We start from the raw sequence: 21814 nt of genomic DNA on the forward strand, positions 1-21814 counted from the left end.
GGTTCAGTAGTCCGTTTCCGGCATGCTTGCCAGAATGTGCCGGTAGCTGGCCATGCGTTGCGGCATGATGCGCCCGTCCTCCAGGGCCTGGAGCAGGGCGCAACCTGGTTCACGGTCGTGCTTGCAGTCGCGGAAGCGACAATGCCCGAGCAGATCGCGGAACTCGATGAAACCGGCCTCGACGTCGTCTCGCGACACGTGCCCCAGGCCGAACTCACGGATGCCGGGCGAGTCGATCAGGTCGCCGCCGCCGGGAAAATGGAACAGTCGCGCGGTGGTGGTGGTATGGGTGCCCTTGCCGGTCACCGTGGAGAGGTCGCCGACACGGGTGTCGACACCCGGCAACAAGGCATTCACCAGCGACGACTTGCCCACCCCGGACTGGCCGACGAAGACGCTCACGTGACCGTCCAGCGCGCCGCGCAGTTCGTCCATCGCCAGGCCATTGAAGGCCGACACCTCGATCAGCGGGTAACCCAGGGTGCGGTAGACATTCAGCAGTGCATCGATGCCTTCGGCATTGCTCTCGTCGACCAGGTCGGCCTTGTTCAGCAGCAGCAGCGGCTGGATGCCGGCATGTTCGGCGGCGATCAGGTAGCGGTCGATCAGGTTGGCGTGCGGTTCGGGACGCGGGGCGAAGACGATGACGATGCGGTCGACGTTGGCCGCCACCGGCTTGAGCAGCCCGCGCATGTCCGGGCGGCACAGCTCGGAGCGGCGCGGCAATTGCGCGACGATCACGCCGATGCCCTGGTTGCCGGCGCGCCAGACCACCTGGTCGCCGGTCACCAGGGCGGGCAGGTTGGCGCGCAGGTGGCAGCGGGAAACCTGGCCGTCGGCGGACTCGACCTCTACCTGAACCCCGAAATGGGCGATCACCTGGCCGGTCTGCTCCGGTCCCAGGTCGCCGCCCTCCAGCTCCTCCACGGCACGCGACTCGCGACGGGCCGCCCGGGCCGCGCGTTCTTCCTGGATCTTTTCGATGCGCCAGCTCTGCCGGCGGGTCAAGTGGCGTTTGGCCATGATGCGTCCGCATGAAAAATCGGCGGCGAGTTTAACATGGGCGCGCCGCCATCATTCGCGCGGCGGCGTTCCACGCTAGAATGCACGGCATAGCGACTGGAGCGACTCCCCATGCAGAACCCGCAGAACCTTATCTGGATCGACCTGGAGATGACCGGCCTCGATCCGGACCGGGACGTCATCATCGAGATGGCCACCATCGTCACCGACAGTGACCTCAACACCCTGGCCGAAGGGCCGGTGATCGCCATCCACCAGCCAGAGGAAATCCTCGCCGGCATGGACGAGTGGAATACCCGCCAGCACGGCCAATCCGGCTTGACCCAGAGGGTCCGGGAAAGCACCGTGAGCATGGCCGAGGCCGAGGCGCAGACCCTGGCCTTCCTCGAGCAGTGGGTGCCCAGGCGCAGTTCGCCGATCTGCGGCAACAGCATCTGCCAGGACCGCCGCTTCCTCTATAGGCACATGCCCAGGCTGGAAGGCTACTTCCACTACCGCAACCTCGACGTCTCCACCCTCAAGGAACTGGCCGCGCGCTGGGCGCCGCAGGTCCGCGAGAGTTTCAAGAAGGGCAACACCCACCTGGCGCTGGACGATATCCGCGAGTCGATCGCCGAGCTGCGCCACTACCGCGACCACTTCATCAAGCTCTGATCCGTCCGGACCGGGCGGCAGGCACCGGCCGGGCTAGGTTTCCCCGTGGCGCCGCAGGGCCCATTCCACGTGTTCGCGGACCAGTTCCGAAGGGAACCCTCGGCGCGCCTTCAGCGCCTCCAGCACCGGGATGGTCGAGGGCGCGTTGCCCAGCCCCACCGCCAGGTTGCGCAACCAACGCTCGTAGCCGGCGCGGCGCAGCGGCGAACCCTCGGTGCGGCCGAGGAACTCCTCTTCGCTCCAGAGGAACAGTTCGGCGAGTTCGGCGTTGTCCAGGCTGTGGCGCGGCTGGAAGTCGCCCTGTCCGGTGGGGCGGGCGAAGCGATTCCATGGGCAGACGATCTGGCAGTCGTCGCAGCCGAATACCCGATTGCCGACCAGCGGTCGCAGCTCCAGCGGAATCGCGCCCTTGTACTCGATGGTCAGGTAGGAGATGCAGCGTCGCGCGTCCAGCCGGTAGGGACCGACGAAGGCCTTGGTCGGGCAGATATCCAGGCAGGCCGAGCAGCGTCCGCAATGCTCGCTGTCCATCGCCGGGTCGACGGGTAGCGGCATGTCGACGAACAGCTCGCCGAGGAAGAAATAGCTGCCGGCCTTGCGGTTGAGCACCAGCGTGTTCTTGCCGATCCAGCCGAGGCCGGCCTGTTCGGCGATGGCCTTTTCCAGCACCGGCGCGCTGTCGACGAAGGCGCGGAAACCGAACGGGCCGACTTCGGCCTGGATGCGCTCGGCCAGTTGTTGCAGACGCTTGCGGATCAGCTTGTGGTAGTCGCGGCCGAGGGCGTAGCGCGAGACGTAGGCTTTTTCCGGTGTCGCGAGGACCTGCGCCATGCGCGTGTCGCCGGGCAGGTAATCCATGCGCAGGGAGATCACCCGCAGCGTGCCGGGAACCAGTTCGGCAGGTCGCGAGCGCTTGCTGCCGTGCGCCGCCATGTAGTCCATCTCGCCGTGGTAGCCGGCCTCCAGCCAGCGCTGCAGGTGCGCTTCGTGCTCGCCCAGCTCGACGTCGCTGATACCGACCTGCTGGAACCCCAGCTCGCGGCCCCAGTCCTTGATGGACTGGGCGAGGCGGGCGGGGTCCGGCGGGGAAAGGTTGTCGGCCAGAGGTTGGGGAGTCATGAGAGGCAACGAAGGCGAGGGAAAGCGAAATGGGATAGGTATAATTCTGCCAGACTGCGCGCCTGACGCCGAATCGATCCGATGACCATGACCTTCCAGCACGACGACCTGCCACTCGCCCTCTATTCCGCCGCCCAGGTGCGCGACCTGGATGCGCGCCTGATCGCCGCCGGCACGCCAGGCTTCGAACTCATGCAGCGCGCCGCCCACGCAGCCTGGCGTGCCTTGCGCCGCCGTTGGCCGGAGGCCGCGGGGCTGACGGTGCTCGCCGGGCACGGCAACAATGCCGGCGACGGCTACCTGATCGCGGCGCTGGCGCAACGTGCGGGTTGGCGAGTGCGGGTGCTGGCGGTCGCGGCGCCGCAGCGACTTGCCGGCGACGCGGCGCAGGCGCATGCCGCCGCGCTGGCGACCGGGGTCGTGGTGGAGCCCTGGAGCGAGTGCGCCGTGCTCGAGGGCGTAGTAGTGGATGCATTGCTCGGCACCGGCCTGGCAGGTGCCGTGCGCGAGCCCTTTGCGCAGGCCATCCGCCTGGCCAATGCCGCCGACCTGCCGGTGCTGGCGGTGGATATTCCTTCCGGCTTGAGCGCCGACACCGGCGCGGTATTGGGGGAAGCGATCAGGGCGGATCTGACAGTGACTTTCATCGGCCTGAAGATCGGGCTGTTCACTGGCGAGGCGCCGGCACGGGTCGGCGAGCTGGTGTTCGACCAACTCGGCAGCGACGCCGTCGTGCTGCAAGCGCTCCAGCCCCGGGCCCAGCGCCTGGCGCGAAATGCCCTGCCGAGTCTGGCAGCGCGGTCGCGGACCGCGCACAAGGGGCTGTTCGGCCACCTGCTGGTGGTCGGCGGCGACACCGGCATGGGCGGGGCAGTGCTACTGGCCGCGGAAAGCGCCCTGCGCTGCGGCGCCGGGCTGGTCTCGGCGGCGACCCGCGTCGAACATGTGCCGGCGTTGCTGGGCCGCTGTCCCGAGGTCATGGCCCATGGCGTGGCTTCGGCGAACCAACTGCTGGCCCTTGCCGAGCGCGCCAGCGTGCTGGTACTCGGCCCCGGGCTTGGCCAGCGCGCCTGGGGGCGCAGCCTGCTGAGCGCTGTCCGGTCGCGACCGTTGCCGCAGGTCTGGGATGCCGACGCGTTGAACCTGCTGGCCCTGGAACCTGTCGGAGCAGGGCCGCAGGCATGGATTCTGACGCCGCATCCCGGCGAGGCCGCGCGCCTGTTGGGGCGCTCGACCGCCGAGGTGCAGGCGGATCGCCCGGCGGCGGCGTTGGAACTGGCGCGTCGCTACCAGGCGGTGGTGGTGCTGAAGGGCGCCGGCAGCCTGGTCGCCGCGCCCGACGGACGACTCGCCGTCTGTACCCAGGGGCATCCGGCGATGGCCGGCGCCGGCCTGGGTGACGTGCTGTCGGGCATCACCGGTGCCTTGCTGGCCCAGCGCGTGGAGGCGTTCGAGGCGGCCTGCCTGGCGGTCTGGCTGCATGCCGCCGCCGGTGAGCGGCTCGGCGCCCAGGGTCGCGGGCTGGCGGCGACCGATCTCATACCTACCATTCGTCAGTTGCTCGAGGAGTGCAGTCCGTGTCTGAAGTGATCCTGTCCGCCGAAGGGGAAGACGCGATGCTCGAACTGGGCGGGCGCATCGCCCGGGCCAGCGGGGGGCAGGGGGTGATCTACCTGCATGGCGACCTCGGCGCTGGCAAGACCACCCTCTCGCGCGGCATCCTGCGCGGCCTCGGCCATGCCGGCTCGGTGAAAAGCCCGACCTTTACCCTGGTCGAGCCTTACGAAATCGGCGAGCTGCGCGCCTACCATTTCGACCTGTACCGGCTCGCCGATGCGGAGGAATTGGAGTTCTTCGGCATCCGCGACTATTTCGACGGCAGCGCACTCTGTCTGATCGAGTGGCCCGAGCGCGGTACGGGCGTTTTGCCAACCGCCGATCTGGACATTACCATTACTGCCCAAGCGGGTGGACGGACACTGCGCCTGGTACCGCACGGTGCGCGGGGCGAAGCCTGGTGTGCCACCCTGACCATGGGAGCATGAGAAAAACGATGGGTTGGGGCTTGCGTCTGCGGACGTTGTTGACTGGGGTGATGATTCTGCTGGCCTGCCAGGTCGGCGAGGTTCTGGCCGCCGCGCAAATCAAGAGCGTGCGGATCTGGCGCGCTCCGGACAACACCCGTCTGGTCTTCGATCTCTCCGGTCCGGTGCAGCACAGCCTGTTCACCCTGGCCGCTCCCAACCGTATCGTCATCGACGTCAGCGGCGCCCAGCTGGCGACCCAGCTCAACGGTCTCAAGCTCGGCAACACCCCGATCACCGCCGTGCGCTCCGCCCAGCGCACGCCCAACGACCTGCGCATGGTCCTCGACCTGTCGGCCCAGGTCACCCCGAAGAGCTTCGTCCTGCCGCCCAACCAGCAATACGGCAACCGCCTGGTGGTCGATCTCTACGACCAGGGCGCCGACCTGACCCCGGACGTGCCCGCGACGCCGACCCCGAGCGTGCCGGTCACCCCGGTGACGCCGACCCAGCCGGTGGCCAAGCTGCCGTTGCCGACCAAGGGTGGTACCCGCGATATCGTCATCGCCATCGACGCCGGCCACGGCGGTGAAGACCCTGGCGCCCTTGGCCCGGGCGGGCTGCACGAGAAGAACATCACCCTGTCGATCGCTCGCGAGCTGCAACGCCAGATCAATCAGGTGCGCGGTTACCGGGCCGAGCTGACCCGTACCGGCGACTACTTCATCCCGCTGCGCAAGCGCACCGAGATCGCCCGCAAGAAGGGCGCCGACCTGTTCGTCTCGATCCATGCCGACGCCGCGCCGAGCCGCAGCGCCTTCGGTGCCTCGGTGTTCGCCCTGTCCGACCGCGGCGCCACTTCGGAAACCGCGCGCTGGCTGGCCGACAGCGAGAACCGTTCCGACCTGATCGGCGGCGATGGCAGCGTCAGCCTCGGCGACAAGGACCAGATGCTCGCTGGCGTGCTGCTCGACCTGTCGATGACCGCCACCCTCTCGTCGAGTCTGGACGTCGGCCACAAGGTACTGACCAATGTCGGCCGCATCACTTCGCTGCACAAGCGTCGTGTCGAGCAGGCCGGGTTCATGGTGCTGAAGTCGCCGGACATCCCGTCGATCCTGGTGGAGACCGGCTTCATCTCGAACGTCAACGAGTCGCGCAAGCTGGCCAGCGCGAGCCACCAGCAGGCCTTGGCGCGTTCGATCACCAGCGGCATCCGCCAGTATTTCCAGCAGAGCCCGCCGCCCGGCACCTACATCGCCTCTTTGCGCGCCCAGGGCAAGCTTTCCATGGGGCCGCGCGAGCACGTGGTGCGGCCCGGAGAGACCCTGGCGATGATCGCCCAGCGCTATGAAGTGAGCATGGCCGCGCTGCGCAGCAGCAACAGCCTGTCCAGCGACAACCTGAAAGTCGGCCAGGCCCTGTCCATCCCGAGCACCGCCCTGGCGGCCCAGTGATGAACGAAGCACCGCGTATCCAGCTGCTGAGTCCGCGGCTGGCGAACCAGATCGCCGCCGGTGAGGTGGTCGAGCGTCCCGCCTCGGTGGCCAAGGAACTCTTGGAAAACAGCCTCGACGCCGGTTCCCGGCGCATCGACGTGGAGGTCGAGCAGGGCGGCATCAAGTTGCTGCGAGTGCGCGACGACGGTCGCGGCATCCCCGCCGACGACCTGCCGCTGGCCCTGGCTCGCCACGCCACCAGCAAGATCCGCGAGCTGGAAGACCTGGAGCGGGTGATGAGCCTCGGCTTCCGTGGCGAGGCGCTGGCCTCGATCAGCTCGGTAGCGCGCCTGACCATGACCTCGCGCACCGCCGACGCCGGCGAAGCCTGGCAGGTGGAGACCGAGGGCCGCGACATGCAGCCGCGGGTACAGCCGGCGGCGCACCCGGTGGGGACCAGCGTCGAGGTTCGCGACCTGTTCTTCAACACCCCGGCGCGGCGCAAGTTCCTGCGCGCCGAGAAGACCGAGTTCGACCATCTGCAGGAAGTCATCAAGCGCCTGGCGCTGGCCCGCTTCGACGTGGCTTTCCACCTGCGCCACAACGGCAAGACCATCTTCGCCCTGCACGAGGCGCGAGACGAGCTGGCCCGCGCGCGCCGGGTCGGCGCGGTGTGCGGCCAGGCATTCCTCGAGCAGGCGCTGCCGATCGAGGTCGAGCGCAACGGCCTGCACCTGTGGGGCTGGGTCGGCTTGCCGACCTTCTCCCGCAGCCAGCCGGACCTGCAGTACTTCTATGTGAACGGGCGCATGGTGCGCGACAAGCTGGTCGCCCACGCGGTACGCCAGGCTTATCGCGACGTGCTGTACAACGGCCGGCACCCGACCTTCGTGCTGTTCTTCGAAGTCGATCCGGCGGTGGTGGACGTCAATGTGCACCCGACCAAGCACGAAGTTCGCTTCCGTGACAGCCGGATGGTCCATGACTTCCTCTATGGCACCCTGCATCGTGCGCTGGGCGAGGTCCGTCCCGACGACCAGCTCGCGCCGCCAGGGGCGACCAGCCTGACCGAGCCGCGTCCGACCGGCGCTGCCGCCGGCGAGTTCGGCCCGCAGGGCGAGATGCGCCTGGCCGAGAGCGTGCTGGAGAGTCCGGCGGCACGGGTGGGCTGGAGTGGCGGCTCGTCGGCATCCGGCGGCTCCTCCGGCTATTCCGCCTATACCCGGCCGGAGGCGCCGCCTTCTCTGGCCGAGGCCGGTGGCGCCTACAAGGCCTACTTCGCACCGTTACCCGCGGGCGAGGCGCCAGCCGCGCTGCCCGAAAGCGCCCAGGACATCCCGCCGCTGGGTTATGCCCTGGCGCAGCTCAAGGGCATCTACATCCTCGCCGAGAACGCCCACGGCCTGGTGCTGGTGGACATGCACGCGGCCCACGAGCGGATCACCTACGAGCGCCTCAAGGTGGCGATGGCCAGCGAAGGCTTGCGTGGGCAGCCGTTGCTGGTGCCGGAGTCGATCGCGGTCAGCGAGCGCGAGGCGGATTGCGCGGAAGAACATTCCAGCTGGTTCCAGCGCCTGGGCTTCGAGCTGCAGCGCCTGGGGCCGGAAAGCCTGGCGATCCGGCAGATCCCTGCATTGCTCAAGCAGGCAGAAGCGACCCAGTTGGTGCGCGATGTCATCGCCGACCTGCTGGAATACGGCACCAGCGACCGTATCCAGGCGCACCTGAACGAGTTGCTCGGCACCATGGCCTGCCATGGTGCGGTGCGCGCCAACCGGCGCCTGACCCTGCCGGAAATGAACGCCCTGTTGCGCGACATGGAAATCACCGAGCGCAGCGGCCAGTGCAACCATGGGCGTCCGACCTGGACCCAACTGGGCCTGGACGAGCTGGACAAGCTCTTCCTGCGCGGACGCTGAACCTTGCAGCTTCGGGCGCAAAGCCCGAAGCTATGCGCTTTGTCCAAGAGCTTTCCGATGTCTTCCCTGCCTCCCGCGATCTTTCTCATGGGGCCGACCGCCGCCGGCAAGACCGACCTGGCGATGGCGCTGGCCGATGCGCTGCCCTGCGAGCTGATCAGCGTCGACTCGGCGCTGATCTACCGCGGCATGGATATCGGTACGGCCAAGCCTTCCCGGGAGCTGCTGGCGCGCTATCCGCACCGCCTGATCGATATCCGCGACCCGGCGGAGAGCTATTCGGCCGCGGAATTCCGCGCCGATGCCCTGGCGGCGATGGCCGAGGCCACCGCGCGCGGCAGGATTCCCCTGCTGGTGGGGGGCACCATGCTCTATTACAAGGCGTTGCTCGAGGGCCTGGCCGACATGCCCGGCGCCGATCCCGAGGTGCGCGCGGCGATCGAGGCCGAGGCCCAGGCCGAAGGTTGGGAGGCGCTGCACCGGCAACTCGCCGAGGTCGACCCGGAGTCGGCTGCGCGCATCCACCCCAACGACCCGCAGCGACTGATGCGGGCGCTCGAGGTGTATCGCCTCGGCGGGGTGTCGATGAGCGACCTGCGTCGCCGGCAAAGCGCTGAAAAGGCGGATTTTGACGCGTCAGGCAGGAATCAATTGCCGTATACTGTCGCTCAGCTGGCGATTGCTCCCGAGCAGCGCCAGGTGTTGCACGCGCGGATTGCGCAGCGTTTTCGCCAGATGCTGGAACAGGGTTTCATCGCCGAGGTCGAAGCACTGCATGCCAGAAGTGACTTGCATGCAGGATTACCGTCTATTAGAGCCGTGGGTTACCGTCAGGTGTGGGATTACCTGGATGGCAAGCTGTCCTACGCTGAAATGACCGAACGCGGCATCATCGCTACCCGCCAGTTGGCCAAGCGCCAGTTCACCTGGCTGCGAAGCTGGAGCCATCTACACTGGATGGACAGCCTAGCAGGTGACAATCTGCCGCGTGCCTTGAAATACCTGAAAACGGTCTCCATATTGGCCTGAGACCTTAATTTGTCCGTCTGTTTCCGGAACGACTCCGGAGTTTGGACGGCGCCAAGTCACCCTATTCGACTACTTCAAACTACGATCCTTAAAGGAGTGCGGCACATGTCAAAAGGGCATTCGCTACAAGACCCTTACCTCAATACCCTGCGGAAAGAACGCGTCCCGGTTTCCATCTATCTGGTCAACGGCATCAAGCTGCAAGGCCAGATCGAGTCCTTCGACCAGTTTGTCATCCTGCTGAAGAACACCGTCAGCCAGATGGTTTACAAGCACGCGATCTCCACCGTGGTACCGAGCCGTCCGGTGCGTCTGCCGAGCGGTGACCAGCCGGCCGAGCCGGGCAACGCTTGACGGGAGTCCGCTTTGTTCTTTGAGCGCCCAGGTGGTGGGGAACAGGCTGTTCTGGTGCATCTGGAAGGGCAGAACCCCGAGGCGCGTGAAGACCCGCAGGAGTTCCAGGAGCTGGTGCGTTCGGCCGGCGCGGAAACGGTGGCATTCGTCAGCGTCTCCCGCCACCAGCCGAGCGCCAAATATCTTATCGGCAGTGGCAAGGTCGAGGAGTTGCACGACCTGGTCAAGGCCGAAAACGTCGAGCTGGTGATTTTCAACCATACCTTGACGCCCAGCCAGGAGCGCAACCTCGAGCGTGCGTTCGAGTGTCGCGTACTCGACCGGACCGGGCTGATCCTCGACATTTTCGCCCAGCGCGCACGTACCCACGAAGGCAAGTTGCAGGTGGAACTGGCGCAACTGGAGCACATGAGCACGCGGCTGGTACGCGGCTGGACCCACCTCGAACGGCAGAAAGGCGGTATCGGCCTGCGCGGGCCGGGCGAGACCCAGCTGGAAACCGACCGACGCCTGCTGCGCGTGCGCATCCGCCAGATCAAGCAGCGCCTGGAGAAGGTTCGCAGCCAGCGCGAGCAGGCTCGACGCGGGCGCAAGCGCGCGGATATCCCGGCGGTCTCGCTGGTCGGCTATACCAACGCCGGCAAATCGACCCTGTTCAATGCGCTCACCGCCTCCGAGGTGTATGCCGCCGACCAGTTGTTCGCCACTCTCGATCCCACCCTGCGTCGCCTGCAACTGGACGATCTCGGGCCGGTGGTGCTGGCCGACACGGTGGGCTTCATTCGCCACCTGCCGCACAAGCTGGTGGAGGCCTTCCGCGCTACGCTGGAAGAGTCGAGCAACGCCGACCTCCTGCTGCACGTGATCGACGCCTACGAGCCCGAGCGGGATGCGCAGATCGAGCAGGTGCTGGCGGTGCTCGGCGAGATCGGCGCCAACGAATTGCCGATGCTCGAGGTCTATAACAAGGTCGACCTGCTACCCTCGGTCGAGCCGCACATCCAGCGCGACGATTCCGGCAAGCCGGTGCGCGTCTGGCTGTCGGCGCAGACCGGCGAAGGCCTCGACCTGTTGCGCCAGGCCATCGCCGAGCTGCTCGGCGAGGACCTGTTCGTCGGGACCTTGCGCCTGCCCCAGCGGCTCGGGCGCTTGCGCGCCCAGCTGTTCGAACTGGGCGCGGTGCAGTCCGAGGCGCACGATGAGGAAGGTTGTACCCTGCTGCAGGTGCGCCTGCCGCGGGCCGAGTTGAATCGCCTGGCGAGCCGCGCTGGCTGGCAGCCGGCGGAGTTCGTTGCGCAACACACTTTGCAATAAAGCCCGTATCGCTGCTTTTGGCAGCGGGCAGGGCATTCGGTAGCATGGGTGGCCGCGCCGCAGGCGCGTTTCGCGTTACTAGATGGAGAGCGCTATGGCTTGGAACGAGCCGGGTGACAACTCGAACAACAACGATCGAGACCCGTGGGGAGGCCGCCGCGGTGGTGGCGGCGGTGGTGACCGCAAGGGGCCGCCCGACCTGGATGAGGCTTTCCGCAAGCTTCAGGACAGCCTGAACGGGCTGTTCGGTGGAAAAAAACGCAGTGGCAACGGTTCCGGCTCCGGTTCCGGCGGCAAGGGCGGTGGCCTGGGCCTGTTCGGCATCGGCCTGGCGATTCTCGCCGTGCTCTGGCTGTACAACGCCATCTATGTGGTGGACGAGCAGGAGCAGGCGGTCATCCTGCGCTTCGGCAAGTATTACGAGACGGTCGGTCCCGGCCTGAACTTCTACTTCCCGCCGATCGACAAGCGCTTCCAGGAGAACGTCACCCGCGAGCGTGCGTACAGCAAGCAGGGGCAGATGCTCACCGAGGACGAGAACATCGTCGAAGTGCCGCTGACCGTGCAGTACAAGATCAGCAACCTGCAGGACTTCGTGCTCAACGTCGACCAGCCCGAGGTCAGCCTGCAGCAGGCGACCGAGAGCGCGCTGCGGCATGTCGCCGGCTCCACCACCATGGACCGGATCCTCACCGAAGGCCGCGAGCAGATGGCGACCGAGGTGCGCGAGCGTCTGCAACGCTTCCTGGATACCTACAAGACCGGTATCACCGTGACCCAGGTGAACATCCAGAGCGCCCAGGCCCCGCGTGAGGTGCAGGAAGCGTTCGACGACGTGATCCGTGCCCGCGAGGACGAGCAGCGCGAGAAGAACCAGGCCGAAGCCTATGCCAACGGCGTGGTGCCGGAGGCGCGTGGCCAGGCCCAGCGCATCATCGAAGAAGCCAACGGTTACCGCGACGAGGTGATTTCGCGCGCCCAGGGCGAGGCGGATCGCTTCTCCAAGCTGCTGGTGGAATATCGCAAGGCTCCGGAAGTGACGCGCGAGCGTCTGTACCTGGACACCATGCAGGAAGTCTTCAGCCAGACCAGCAAGGTGCTGGTGACCGGTCAGCAGGGGCAGAACAACCTGCTCTACCTGCCTTTGGACAAGATGATCGATGGTCGTAACGCCGCGCCCGCTACGGGTGCCGGTGCTTCCGCCGGTGGCGGCAGCGCCAGCGCTTCCGACCTGGGGTCGCGGATCGTCAACGATCTGCGCCAGCAAGACGCGCGTACGAGGGAGAGCCGCTGATGGGCAACAAGTCTTTGATCGCTCTGATCGTCGGTGTCGTCGCCGCCATCGTCCTGTGGAACAGCGTCTACGTAGTCCAGCAGACCGAGCGCGCGGTCATGTTGCGCTTCGGCCGGGTGGTCGAGTCCGACGTCAAGCCGGGCCTGCACTTCAAGATCCCGTACGTCAACCAGGTGCGCAAGTTCGACGCTCGCCTGCTGACCCTGGATGCCCCGACCCAGCGCTTCCTGACCCTGGAAAAGAAAGCGGTGATGGTGGATGCCTATGCCAAGTGGCGGGTGGCGGATGCCGAGCGCTTCTACACCGCCACCTCGGGCCTCAAGCAGATTGCCGACGAACGCCTGTCGCGGCGTCTCGAGGCGGGCCTGCGCGACCAGTTCGGCAAGCGCACCCTGCATGAAGTGGTATCGGGCGAGCGCGACGCGCTGATGGGTGACATCACCGCTTCGCTGAACCGCATGGCGCAGAAGGAGCTGGGTATCGAGGTGATCGACGTGCGGGTCAAGGCCATCGACCTGCCGAAGGAAGTCAACCGCAGCGTCTTCGAGCGGATGAGTACCGAGCGTGAGCGCGAGGCCCGCGAGCACCGCGCCAAGGGTCGCGAACTGGCCGAAGGCATTCGTGCCGACGCCGATCGCCAGCGCCGGGTAATCGTTGCCGAAGCCTACCGCGAGTCGGAAGAGACCCGCGGTGACGGCGACTCCAAGGCTGCCGCGATCTACGCCAAGGCCTACAACCAGGATCCGGAGTTCTATTCCTTCTACCGTAGCCTGAAGGCGTATCGCGAAAGCTTCGCCGAGAAGCGCGACGTACTGGTGCTCGATCCGAGCAGCGAGTTCTTCCGCTATCTGAACAAGGCCAACAAGTAATACCCGGTTCTCCGGCGGGCGGCAGCGCCCGCCGGAGAAATCGTGTTATGATGAGCCAGCCGGGAAATCCCGGCTTTTTTGCGTCCGCGAGAATCATGTGGCAGGAATTCGGCATCGCTTTTTGTCTCGTGCTGGTGCTGGAAGGCATCCTGCCGTTCCTGTGTCCGCGACAATGGCGCGAGGCGGTCACCGGCATCGGCCGGCTGAGCGACCGTCACCTGCGTCTCGTGGGGCTGGGCAGCATGCTGCTCGGCACCCTGCTTCTTTACTGGATTCACTGATGATGTGCCGCCCGGCTGAAAGGGGAGAGGCGAAATGGCAACGGTAGACCGCTGGCTGCTGCCAGATGGGATCGAAGAGGTGCTGCCCCCGGAGGCGGCGCGCATCGAAGCAGCCCGCCGTCAGGTGCTGGATCTGTTCCACCGCTGGGGTTACGAGTTCGTCGTGACCCCGCATATCGAATACCTGGAGTCGCTGCTCACCGGCGCGGGACAGGATCTTGACCTGCGCACCTTCAAGGTGACCGACCCGGCGTCCGGCCGGCTCATGGGTTTCCGTGCCGACATTACGCCGCAAGTGGCGCGGATGGATGCGCACAGCCTGCGCCGCGAGGGACCTAGCCGCCTGTGCTATGCCGGCAGCGTGCTGCATGCGCAGCCGCGCGCGCTGTCCACCTCGCGTAGTCCGATCCAGCTGGGCGCCGAGCTGTACGGCGATCCGAGCCCCGCCAGCGATGTCGAGGTGATCAGCCTGATGCTGGAAATGCTCGAGATGGCGGAAGTGCCGGACGTGCACATGGACCTCGGTCATGTCGGCATCTACCGCGGCCTGGCGCGCGCGGCAGGGCTGTCCGGCGAAGTCGAGCAGCAGTTGTTCGATGCCTTGCAGCGCAAGGCGGTGGACGAGGTCGAGGCGCTGACTGCAGACCTGCCTGCCGAACTGCGTGGCATGTTGCGTGCGCTGGCCGAGCTATGCGGCGGCCGCGATGCGCTGGAGCAGGGCCGTGCCCGTCTGGCGGCGGCGCCGGCCGATGTCCAGGTGGCGCTGAACGAGCTGATCGAGATCGCCGATTCGCTGGCCGGGCGCTTCCCCGGCTTGCCGCTGTATTTCGATCTCGGCGAGCTGCGTGGCTATCACTATCACACTGGCGTGGTGTTTGCGGCCTTCGTGCCCGGCGTTGGCCAGTCCATCGCCCAGGGCGGTCGCTATGATGATATCGGTGCCGATTTCGGGCGCGCCCGCCCGGCCACCGGTTTCTCCACCGATCTGAAAAGCCTGGTCACTCTCGGCCAGGCCCGGTTGGACCAGGCTGTATCGGGTATCTGGGCGCCGGCCGAAGGGGCCGGGCTCTGGCAGGCGGTGCAACGACTGCGCCGCGACGGGCAGCGTGTCGTCCAGGCTCTGCCCGGGCAGGATGCGGCTTCTGCGCGCGAGGCGGGCTGCGACCGGCAGCTGGCGCTGCGCGATGGCAATTGGCAGGTGGCGCCGCTGGCGTCCTGAGATTCCGCCGGCCGCGGCCGGCATCGAACTTCCACGATGGGGACAAGTGTTATGGGTAAGAATGTCGTAGTCCTGGGCACCCAATGGGGTGATGAGGGCAAGGGCAAGATCGTCGACCTGCTCACCGAGCAGGCGGCTGCCGTAGTTCGCTACCAGGGTGGTCACAACGCTGGTCACACCCTGGTGATCGATGGCGAGAAAACCGTCCTGCACCTGATTCCATCGGGCATCCTGCGCGAAGGCGTGCAGTGCCTGATCGGCAATGGCGTGGTGCTGGCGCCGGATGCGCTGCTGCGCGAAATCACCAAGCTGGAAGAGAAGGGCGTGCCGGTGCGCGAGCGCCTGCGCATCAGTCCTTCCTGTCCGCTGATCCTGTCCTATCACGTCGCCCTCGACCAGGCGCGCGAGAAGGCCCGCGGCGAAGCCAAGATCGGCACCACCGGTCGCGGTATCGGCCCGGCATACGAGGACAAGGTGGCGCGTCGCGGCCTGCGCGTCGGCGACCTGTTCCACCGCGAGCGCTTCGCCGCCAAGCTGGGCGAGCTGCTGGACTACCATAACTTCGTCCTGCAGCACTACTACAAGGAGCCGGCCATCGACTTCCAGAAGACCCTGGACGAGGCGATGGAATATGCCGAGCTGCTCAAGCCGATGATGGCCGATGTCGCCGCGACCCTGCACGACCTGCGCAAGCACGGCAAGGACATCATGTTCGAAGGCGCCCAGGGATCGCTGCTGGACATCGACCATGGCACCTATCCCTACGTGACCAGTTCCAACACCACCGCTGGCGGTACCGCCACCGGTTCCGGCTTCGGCCCGCTGTACCTGGACTACGTGCTGGGTATCACCAAGGCCTATACCACTCGCGTCGGCTCCGGGCCGTTCCCGACCGAGCTGTTCGACGACGTCGGCGCCTACCTGGCCAAGCGCGGCCACGAGTTCGGCGCCACCACCGGTCGCGCTCGTCGCTGCGGCTGGTTCGACGCCGTGATTCTGCGCCGCGCCATCGAGATCAACAGCATCTCCGGCCTGTGCCTGACCAAGCTCGACGTGCTCGATGGCCTGGATGTGGTGCGCCTGTGCGTCGGCTACAAGAATGCCGATGGCGATGTGCTGGAAGCGCCGACCGATGCCGACAGCTACATCGGCCTGCAGCCGGTCTACGAGGAAATGCCTGGTTGGAGCGAGTCGACCGTGGGTGCGAAGACCCTGGAAGAGTTGCCGGCCAACGCCCGCGCCTACATCAAGCGCGTGGAAGAGCTGGTGGGTGCGCCGATCGATATCATCTCCACCGGTCCGGACCGCAACGAAACCATCATCCTGCGCCATCCATTCGCCTGAGGCGGATAGCGGGGCGATGACGGAACGGGCTGCGCATGCGGCCCGTTTTCATTTCCGGGGTCGGCGCCGCGGCGAGCGGGGGAGGGTGGCGTGGCTCGAAGGGAAAAATCGCAGGCAACAAAAAGCCGAGCGATGCTCGGCTGTTTGTCTTGAAGATGGTGCCCAGGAGAAGACTCGAACTTCCACGGTGTTGCCACCGCTAGGACCTGAACCTAGTGCGTCTACCAATTCCGCCACCTGGGCATGCTTTTCAGCATTGTGCGATGATCGCTCATCGACTTGGGTGTTGCAAACCTTGTCGCAGTTTCAATGCCTGGTAGTGGCTGAACTGCTGAAACAAAAACGGTCTAATGTCCGGCTTTGTCTGAAATATGGTGCCCAGGAGAAGACTCGAACTTCCACGGTGTTGCCACCGCTAGGACCTGAACCTAGTGCGTCTACCAATTCCGCCACCTGGGCACTGGAGGCGATGATCGCTCATCGTTTCCGTGTTACAACGTCTCAGCAACGTTGTGGGCGCGAACTATACGAGTACGTATTCTGCTTGTAAACCCCTGATGCGATAAAAATTATTCTGCTACCGAAGCTGACCGACGAAGCGTTTTCGCGCTTCAATAGAGCAATGGCAGCAAACGCTAAAGAAGAAAAGGTGACCTACCTCTAATGGCCGATTGGCAAAACCTCGATCCCGAGGCCGCTCGCGAAGCGGAAAAGTACGAAAACCCCATCCCCAGCCGGGAACTGATCCTGGCTCACCTATCCGAGCGGGGCGCTCCGGCGACTCGCTCCCAGTTGCTCGACGAGTTCGGGCTCGCCGGCGAGGAGCCGGAAGAGGCCTTGCGTCGTCGCCTGCGCGCCATGGAGCGCGACGGGCAGCTTATCTATACGCGTCGTGGCGCCTATGCGCCGGTGGACAAGCTGGACCTGATCCGCGGCCTCATCAGCGGGCACCGCGACGGCTTCGGCTTCCTGATCCCCGACGATGGCAGCGACGACCTGTTCCTCAGTCCCACCCAGATGCGCCTGGTGTTCGACGGCGACCGCGCCCTGGCCCGGGTGTCCGGCCATGACCGGCGCGGACGCCGCGAAGGCCAGCTGGTCGAGGTGATCGAGCGGGCCCACGAGATCGTGGTCGGCCGCTATTTCGAGGAAAGCGGCATCGGCGTGGTGGTCGCGGACAACCCGAAGATCCAGCAGGAAGTCCTGATCCCGCCGGGCAAGGCCGGCAAGGCCAGGCACAACCAGTTCGTCCAGGTGCGCATCGAGCAATGGCCGAGCATCCACCGCCAGGCCCAGGGCGAGATCGTCGAGGTGCTCGGCGACTACATGGCGCCGGGTATGGAGATCGAAGTCGCCCTGCGCAGCTACGATATCCCCCACGTCTGGCCGGCCGCGGTGGAGAAGGAAGCAGCCAAGCTCAAGCCGGAAGTGGCGGAGAAGGACAAGGAAAAGCGTATCGACCTGCGCCAGGTGCCCTTCGTCACCATCGACGGCGAGGATGCCCGCGACTTCGACGACGCGGTGTATGCCGAGGCCAAGCGCGGCGGCGGCTGGCGCCTGTTCGTGGCGATCGCCGATGTCTCGCACTACGTGAAGGTCGGTTCGGCGCTGGACGAAGAGGCGGCCAGGCGCGGCAACTCGGTGTATTTCCCCGAGCGGGTGATCCCGATGCTGCCGGAGGTGCTGTCCAATGGCCTCTGCTCGCTGAATCCGCTGGTCGACCGGCTGGCCATGGTCTGCGAGATGACCCTGTCCAAGGCCGGCAAGCTGACCGGCTACCAGTTCTACGAGGCGGTGATCCACTCCCATGCGCGCCTGACCTACACCAAGGTCAGCCAGTTGCTCGAGCATCCCGACAGCGTCGAGGCCGAGAACCTGCGCCAGCAGTTGCCCGGCGTGGTGCCGCACCTGCAGCAGCTGTATGCGCTGTATAAAGCGCTGCTGGCCGGCCGCCATGTCCGCGGCGCGATCGATTTCGAGACCCAGGAAACCCGCATCGTCTTCGGTGCCGACCGGAAGATCTCGGAAATCCGCCCGACCCAGCGCAACGATGCGCACCGCCTGATCGAAGAGTGCATGCTCTGCGCCAACGTGGCGACCGCACGCTTCCTGCAGAAGCACGCCATCCCGGCGTTGTATCGGGTGCATGACGGCCCGCCGCAGGAGAAACTCAACAACCTGCGCCAGTTCCTCGGCGAGCTGGGGTTGAGCCTCGGCCGCGGCAAGGCCGCGCCGACCCCGGGCGACTACCAGGAGTTGCTGGAGAAGATCCACGACCGCGCCGACTTCCGCCTGATCCAGACGGTCATGCTGCGTTCGCTCAGCCAGGCGGTGTACAGCCCGGACAACAATGGCCACTTCGGCCTCAACTACGACGCCTACACCCACTTCACCTCGCCGATCCGGCGCTACCCGGACCTGCTGGTGCATCGTGCGATCCGCAGCGTGATCCGCTCCAAGGCGGAGACTCCGCACGTGCAGCGGGCCGGCGCGGCGAGCATGCCCAAGGCGCGTATCTATCCGTACGACGAATTGCGCCTGGACCAGTTGGGCGAGCAGTGCTCGATGACCGAGCGGCGTGCCGACGAGGCCACCCGCGACGTGACCAACTGGCTGAAGTGCGAATACATGCGCGAGCGGGTCGGCGAGACCTTCCCTGGGGTAATCACCGCGGTCACCGGTTTCGGTCTGTTCGTCGAGCTGACCGACATCTTCGTCGAAGGCCTGGTACATGTGACCGCGCTGCCTGGCGACTACTATCATTTCGACGCCGTGCACCATCGCCTCAGCGGCGAGCGCACCGGGCGCAGCTTCCGTCTCGGCGACACCACGGAAGTGGTAGTGGCGCGGGTCGACCTGGACGAGCGGAAGATCGACTTCGAGCTGGCCGGAAACGTGCTGAGCGCGCCGATCGGACGCAAGAAGCGCAACGGCGACAAGTCGGCGAACGCCGGCAAGGCGCCGAAAGGGCGCAAGGGCGCATCCGTGCCCGAGGTCGACCTGGAGCCGGCGCTGGCCAGTCCCGACGCCGCAGTGGTGCCGCGGCGCAAGGCCGGAAAGGTGCAGGCGCTGCCGCCGGTCGCGCCGGAGCTGCTGGCGCAGGCCGCGGAGATGCTCGGCAACACCGACGTACGCAAGAGTCGCGAGGTGAAGCAGGCGCTGCTCGCCGAGGCGCGCGTCGGCGGCGGCAAGGACAAGGGCGGGAAGAAGGGCAAGGTCGTTCCTGCGGGCAAGAGCGCGAAGGGCAAGGCCAAGGGCGGCAAGCCCGCCGCTGCCGCCAAGCCGGGAAAGCCGACCAAGCATCGCAAGGGGCCTTCCAAGCCGAAGGCCGACAACGCTCCGGCTGCCACCGGGGCGCGCAAACGTAAGGCCAAGTCATGAGTCAGTGGGAAAAGGTCTACGGCGTGCATGCCGTGGAAGCGTTGTTGCGCCATCATCCGAAGCGGGTCAAGCAGTTGTGGCTGGCCGAGGGGCGGCATGACCCGCGGGTCCAGGTGCTCACCGAGCTGGCCGCCGGGTTCCGTATTCCGGTAGGGCAGCGCGACCGGCGCGAACTCGACGAGTGGGCGGAAGGCGTCCACCAGGGCGTGGTCGCGGAAGTCAGCCCCAGCCAGGTCTGGGGCGAAAACATGCTCGAGGAACTGCTCGAGCGGAGCGAGGGCGTGCCGCTGCTGCTGGCCCTGGATGGCGTCACCGATCCGCACAACCTCGGCGCCTGCCTGCGTACCGCCGATGCGGCGGGGGTGCAGGCGGTGATCGTGCCCAAGGACAAGTCCGCGACCCTCAACGCCACCGTGCGCAAGGTCGCTTGCGGCGCCGCCGAGGTGATCCCGCTGGTGGCGGTGACCAACCTCGCGCGCACCCTGGAAAAGCTCCAGCAGCGCGGCCTGTGGGTGGTCGGCACCGCCGGCGAGGCGGACAAGACCCTCTACCAGCTCGACCTCAAGGGGCCGACCGTGCTGGTGATGGGCGCGGAAGGCAAGGGCATGCGCCGGCTGACCCGCGAGCACTGCGACTTCCTCGCCAGGTTGCCGATGGCCGGCAGCGTCAGCAGCCTGAACGTCTCGGTCGCCACCGGCGTCTGCCTGTTCGAGATCCTCCGCCAGCGCACCCCGCTGGAGTGAGCGCGTGCGGGGCCGCCGCGGCGCGGCCCCGCGCCATTCCATCCGCTGTACAAATATTCGCCAATCTTCCTTGCTTCGCCGGTTGCCCTTCTCTAGAATGTCGCCCCTTGCCGCGCGGGCAGGCGTTCGTTCGCCTCTCCGCCAGGCAAGCCAAGAAAACATTCACTCCTTGCCTGACCGTTCTGCGGCAGGCTGCAACCCGTAAGGAGCATTTATGCGTCATTACGAAATCGTGTTCCTGGTTCACCCGGACCAGAGCGAACAAGTCGGTGGCATGGTCGAGCGTTACACCAAGGCCATCGAAGAAGACGGCGGCAAGATCCACCGTCTGGAAGACTGGGGCCGTCGTCAGCTGGCCTACGCCATCAACAACGTGCACAAGGCCCACTACGTTCTGATGAACGTCGAGTGCAGCGCCAAGGCCCTGGCTGAGCTGGAAGACAACTTCCGTTACAACGATGCCGTGATCCGTAACCTGGTCATGCGTCGCGACGAAGCTGTCACCGAGCAGTCCGAGATGCTCAAGGCTGAAGAAAGCCGCAACGAGCGTCGCGAGCGTCGTGAGCGTCCGAACGATAACGCTGAAGGCGCCGATGGCGACGACAACAGCGATAGCGATAACGCTGACGAGTAATTCCGGACCAGTATTGAGGAGCCAATCACATGGCACGTTTCTTCCGTCGTCGTAAGTTCTGCCGCTTCACCGCCGAAGGCGTGAAAGAGATCGATTACAAGGATCTCAACACCCTGAAGGCCTACGTTTCCGAAACCGGCAAGATCGTTCCGAGCCGTATCACCGGCACCAAGGCCAAGTACCAGCGTCAGCTGGCGACCGCTATCAAGCGCGCCCGCTACCTGGCCCTGCTTCCTTACACCGACAGCCACGGCCGTTGAGATCGGGCAGTCGAACGCTGGTAAGGGATAGATCGCATGCGCGCACTGGCTGAGTTCACCATGCGCGGCCGCATGCAGGCCACGCTCGCCGTGGCAGGCTCCGCGGTTGTTCCACTGTTGTTCTGGCTGAGTGCCGCCGCCGGTAGCCTGGTGCTGCTGCGGCGCGGATTCGGCGACGCCTTCGGCGTCCTGGCCTGGGCGGTGCTACCGGCGATGTTCTGGTGGTACCTGGGCGATCCGAGCATCCTTCTGGTCCTGCTCGGTACCCTGACGCTGGCGCAGATCCTGCGCGCCAGCACGTCCTGGAGCCATGTGCTGCTGGGCAGTGTTGCAGTTGGCGTGGTATTCGCGCTGGTGCTGGGGCATACCTCCAGCGAGCTGATCGGCGCCCTGGCGACGGAAGTCACCAAGGTCCTGACCCAGCTTCGCGGGGAGTCCCAGCTGTCGGGCGAAGAGCTGGACAAGTTGCAGGTGGCGCTGGTGCCGACCCTGACCGGGGTCATGGCTTCCTCGCTGCAGGTGACCTGCCTGCTCTGCCTGATGCTCGCGCGGTACTGGCAGGCTTCGCTGTACAACCCGGGCGGCTTCGGCCGCGAATTCCGGAGTTTGCGGCTGGCGCCGGCGGTTGCCGTGATCCTGCTGCTGGGGGCCGTCGTGGTCCCGGCGCTGGAAGTGCAGGCCGCGGTGCTCGGTCCGTTGTGCAGCGTGCCGCTGATCATCGCCGGCGTGGCGCTCGGGCATGGCCTGATCGCCCTGAAGCGCCTCGCGGGTGGTTGGCTGGTGGGCTTGTACCTGGCTGTATTGCTGCTGGGGAACCTGATCTGTCTTTTGGCGGTTGTCGACAGTCTGTTTGATTTTCGTGGACGCCTGGCCCGGCGCCAGGGTTCCACGAACGGTGAAGGTTAAAAGTTAAG

20 protein-coding genes and 2 tRNA genes are annotated in these 21814 nt (G+C 66.1%); 18 read left to right on the forward strand and 4 right to left on the reverse strand.

The genetic code is table 11. The features are described from left to right. Positions 1–3: 3 nt before the first annotated feature. Complete coding sequence (gene rsgA / locus HMPREF2886_RS14515; RefSeq protein ID WP_003113927.1) at positions 4–1023, reverse strand: small ribosomal subunit biogenesis GTPase RsgA; 1020 nt, start codon at positions 1021–1023, stop codon at positions 4–6. 111 nt (positions 1024–1134) lie between these two features. Here rsgA and orn point away from each other — a divergent pair, with 111 nt between their 5' ends. After that, positions 1135–1677 (forward strand): oligoribonuclease, encoded by a 543-nt coding sequence (gene orn / locus HMPREF2886_RS14520; RefSeq protein ID WP_033967877.1) that lies wholly within the window; start codon positions 1135–1137, stop codon positions 1675–1677. Between the two features lie 33 nt (positions 1678–1710). On the opposite strand, the gene queG is transcribed toward orn, so the two are convergent. Next, a complete protein-coding gene (queG, locus tag HMPREF2886_RS14525; RefSeq protein ID WP_039026620.1) occupies positions 1711–2796 on the reverse strand; it encodes a tRNA epoxyqueuosine(34) reductase QueG in 1086 nt (361 codons plus the stop codon). Positions 2797–2877: 81 nt separating this feature from the next. Between queG and HMPREF2886_RS14530 the strand changes: the two genes are divergently transcribed. From HMPREF2886_RS14530 to HMPREF2886_RS14585, 12 genes are all read left to right on the forward strand, one after another. Then, positions 2878–4386: an NAD(P)H-hydrate dehydratase gene (locus tag HMPREF2886_RS14530; RefSeq protein ID WP_083318557.1), complete on the forward strand. Its 1509-nt coding sequence runs from the start codon at positions 2878–2880 to the stop codon at positions 4384–4386. Next, positions 4374–4841: a tRNA (adenosine(37)-N6)-threonylcarbamoyltransferase complex ATPase subunit type 1 TsaE gene (tsaE, locus tag HMPREF2886_RS14535; RefSeq protein WP_058017032.1), complete on the forward strand. Its 468-nt coding sequence runs from the start codon at positions 4374–4376 to the stop codon at positions 4839–4841. The genes HMPREF2886_RS14530 and tsaE overlap by 13 nt, the downstream gene beginning before the upstream one ends. An 8-nt stretch (positions 4842–4849) precedes the next feature. Next, on the forward strand, positions 4850–6277 hold the full coding sequence (gene amiB / locus HMPREF2886_RS14540) for an N-acetylmuramoyl-L-alanine amidase AmiB (protein ID WP_003123571.1): 1428 nt from the start codon (positions 4850–4852) through the stop codon (positions 6275–6277). Then, on the forward strand, positions 6277–8178 hold the full coding sequence (mutL, locus tag HMPREF2886_RS14545) for a DNA mismatch repair endonuclease MutL (RefSeq protein ID WP_039026621.1): 1902 nt from the start codon (positions 6277–6279) through the stop codon (positions 8176–8178). The genes amiB and mutL overlap by 1 nt, the downstream gene beginning before the upstream one ends. Positions 8179–8235: 57 nt before the next feature. Further along, on the forward strand, positions 8236–9207 hold the full coding sequence (gene miaA, locus HMPREF2886_RS14550) for a tRNA (adenosine(37)-N6)-dimethylallyltransferase MiaA (protein ID WP_003106415.1): 972 nt from the start codon (positions 8236–8238) through the stop codon (positions 9205–9207). 105 nt (positions 9208–9312) lie between these two features. Continuing rightward, a complete protein-coding gene (gene hfq / locus HMPREF2886_RS14555) occupies positions 9313–9561 on the forward strand; it encodes an RNA chaperone Hfq (RefSeq protein ID WP_003095657.1) in 249 nt (82 codons plus the stop codon). Between the two features lie 12 nt (positions 9562–9573). After that, a complete protein-coding gene (hflX, locus tag HMPREF2886_RS14560; RefSeq protein ID WP_058178730.1) occupies positions 9574–10875 on the forward strand; it encodes a ribosome rescue GTPase HflX in 1302 nt (433 codons plus the stop codon). A gap of 94 nt (positions 10876–10969) precedes the next feature. Next, entirely contained in the window at positions 10970–12169 is a 1200-nt protein-coding gene (hflK, locus tag HMPREF2886_RS14565; protein ID WP_033967882.1) for an FtsH protease activity modulator HflK, read from the forward strand. After that, positions 12169–13038, forward strand: coding sequence for a protease modulator HflC (gene hflC, locus HMPREF2886_RS14570; protein ID WP_003106429.1), 870 nt, complete (start codon positions 12169–12171; stop codon positions 13036–13038). Before hflK ends, hflC begins: the two co-directional genes overlap by 1 nt. Before the next feature lie 95 nt (positions 13039–13133). Then, complete coding sequence (locus HMPREF2886_RS14575) at positions 13134–13319, forward strand: DUF2065 domain-containing protein (RefSeq protein WP_003095647.1); 186 nt, start codon at positions 13134–13136, stop codon at positions 13317–13319. A 34-nt stretch (positions 13320–13353) separates the two neighbouring features. Further along, on the forward strand, positions 13354–14538 hold the full coding sequence (locus tag HMPREF2886_RS14580) for an ATP phosphoribosyltransferase regulatory subunit (protein WP_003095644.1): 1185 nt from the start codon (positions 13354–13356) through the stop codon (positions 14536–14538). 51 nt (positions 14539–14589) lie between these two features. Then, positions 14590–15882, forward strand: coding sequence for an adenylosuccinate synthase (locus tag HMPREF2886_RS14585; RefSeq protein WP_003095642.1), 1293 nt, complete (start codon positions 14590–14592; stop codon positions 15880–15882). A gap of 156 nt (positions 15883–16038) precedes the next feature. On the opposite strand, the gene HMPREF2886_RS14590 is transcribed toward HMPREF2886_RS14585, so the two are convergent. Together HMPREF2886_RS14590 and HMPREF2886_RS14595 are read right to left on the reverse strand one after the other, a co-directional pair. Beyond that, positions 16039–16125, reverse strand: a tRNA-Leu gene (locus HMPREF2886_RS14590). Positions 16126–16254: 129 nt separating this feature from the next. Then, a tRNA-Leu gene (locus tag HMPREF2886_RS14595) sits at positions 16255–16341 on the reverse strand. A 204-nt stretch (positions 16342–16545) separates the two neighbouring features. Here HMPREF2886_RS14595 and rnr point away from each other — a divergent pair. The 5 genes from rnr to HMPREF2886_RS14620 all read left to right on the forward strand — a co-directional run bounded on the left by rnr (position 16546) and on the right by HMPREF2886_RS14620 (position 21806). Next, the gene (gene rnr / locus HMPREF2886_RS14600) at positions 16546–19263 is read left to right on the forward strand and encodes a ribonuclease R (protein WP_070747687.1); all 2718 of its coding nucleotides are present in this window, start codon (positions 16546–16548) and stop codon (positions 19261–19263) included. After that, complete coding sequence (gene rlmB, locus HMPREF2886_RS14605; RefSeq protein WP_003095638.1) at positions 19260–20006, forward strand: 23S rRNA (guanosine(2251)-2'-O)-methyltransferase RlmB; 747 nt, start codon at positions 19260–19262, stop codon at positions 20004–20006. Before rnr ends, rlmB begins: the two co-directional genes overlap by 4 nt. A 214-nt stretch (positions 20007–20220) precedes the next feature. After that, a complete protein-coding gene (gene rpsF, locus HMPREF2886_RS14610) occupies positions 20221–20640 on the forward strand; it encodes a 30S ribosomal protein S6 (protein ID WP_003095636.1) in 420 nt (139 codons plus the stop codon). Between the two features lie 29 nt (positions 20641–20669). Next, positions 20670–20900: a 30S ribosomal protein S18 gene (gene rpsR / locus HMPREF2886_RS14615; protein ID WP_003095634.1), complete on the forward strand. Its 231-nt coding sequence runs from the start codon at positions 20670–20672 to the stop codon at positions 20898–20900. 36 nt (positions 20901–20936) lie between these two features. Further along, positions 20937–21806, forward strand: a complete 870-nt coding sequence (locus HMPREF2886_RS14620; protein WP_003095630.1) for a hypothetical protein — start codon at positions 20937–20939, stop codon at positions 21804–21806. Positions 21807–21814 lie beyond the last annotated feature (8 nt).

Origin of the sequence: Pseudomonas sp. HMSC066A08, from assembly GCF_001813025.1 — a bacterium.
Lineage (GTDB): Bacteria > Pseudomonadota > Gammaproteobacteria > Pseudomonadales > Pseudomonadaceae > Pseudomonas > Pseudomonas aeruginosa.

Coding starts and splice junctions, on each gene's coding strand:
- rsgA (WP_003113927.1), bottom strand. CDS start 1,023: ATGGCCAAACGCCACTTGACCCGCCGGCAGAGCTGGCGCATCGAAAAG.
- orn (WP_033967877.1), top strand. CDS start 1,135: ATGCAGAACCCGCAGAACCTTATCTGGATCGACCTGGAGATGACCGGC.
- queG (WP_039026620.1), bottom strand. CDS start 2,796: ATGACTCCCCAACCTCTGGCCGACAACCTTTCCCCGCCGGACCCCGCC.
- HMPREF2886_RS14530 (WP_083318557.1), top strand. CDS start 2,878: ATGACCATGACCTTCCAGCACGACGACCTGCCACTCGCCCTCTATTCC.
- amiB (WP_003123571.1), top strand. CDS start 4,850: ATGGGTTGGGGCTTGCGTCTGCGGACGTTGTTGACTGGGGTGATGATT.
- mutL (WP_039026621.1), top strand. CDS start 6,277: ATGAACGAAGCACCGCGTATCCAGCTGCTGAGTCCGCGGCTGGCGAAC.
- miaA (WP_003106415.1), top strand. CDS start 8,236: ATGTCTTCCCTGCCTCCCGCGATCTTTCTCATGGGGCCGACCGCCGCC.
- hfq (WP_003095657.1), top strand. CDS start 9,313: ATGTCAAAAGGGCATTCGCTACAAGACCCTTACCTCAATACCCTGCGG.
- hflK (WP_033967882.1), top strand. CDS start 10,970: ATGGCTTGGAACGAGCCGGGTGACAACTCGAACAACAACGATCGAGAC.
- hflC (WP_003106429.1), top strand. CDS start 12,169: ATGGGCAACAAGTCTTTGATCGCTCTGATCGTCGGTGTCGTCGCCGCC.
- HMPREF2886_RS14575 (WP_003095647.1), top strand. CDS start 13,134: ATGTGGCAGGAATTCGGCATCGCTTTTTGTCTCGTGCTGGTGCTGGAA.
- HMPREF2886_RS14580 (WP_003095644.1), top strand. CDS start 13,354: ATGGCAACGGTAGACCGCTGGCTGCTGCCAGATGGGATCGAAGAGGTG.
- HMPREF2886_RS14585 (WP_003095642.1), top strand. CDS start 14,590: ATGGGTAAGAATGTCGTAGTCCTGGGCACCCAATGGGGTGATGAGGGC.
- rnr (WP_070747687.1), top strand. CDS start 16,546: ATGGCCGATTGGCAAAACCTCGATCCCGAGGCCGCTCGCGAAGCGGAA.
- rlmB (WP_003095638.1), top strand. CDS start 19,260: ATGAGTCAGTGGGAAAAGGTCTACGGCGTGCATGCCGTGGAAGCGTTG.
- rpsF (WP_003095636.1), top strand. CDS start 20,221: ATGCGTCATTACGAAATCGTGTTCCTGGTTCACCCGGACCAGAGCGAA.
- rpsR (WP_003095634.1), top strand. CDS start 20,670: ATGGCACGTTTCTTCCGTCGTCGTAAGTTCTGCCGCTTCACCGCCGAA.
- HMPREF2886_RS14620 (WP_003095630.1), top strand. CDS start 20,937: ATGCGCGCACTGGCTGAGTTCACCATGCGCGGCCGCATGCAGGCCACG.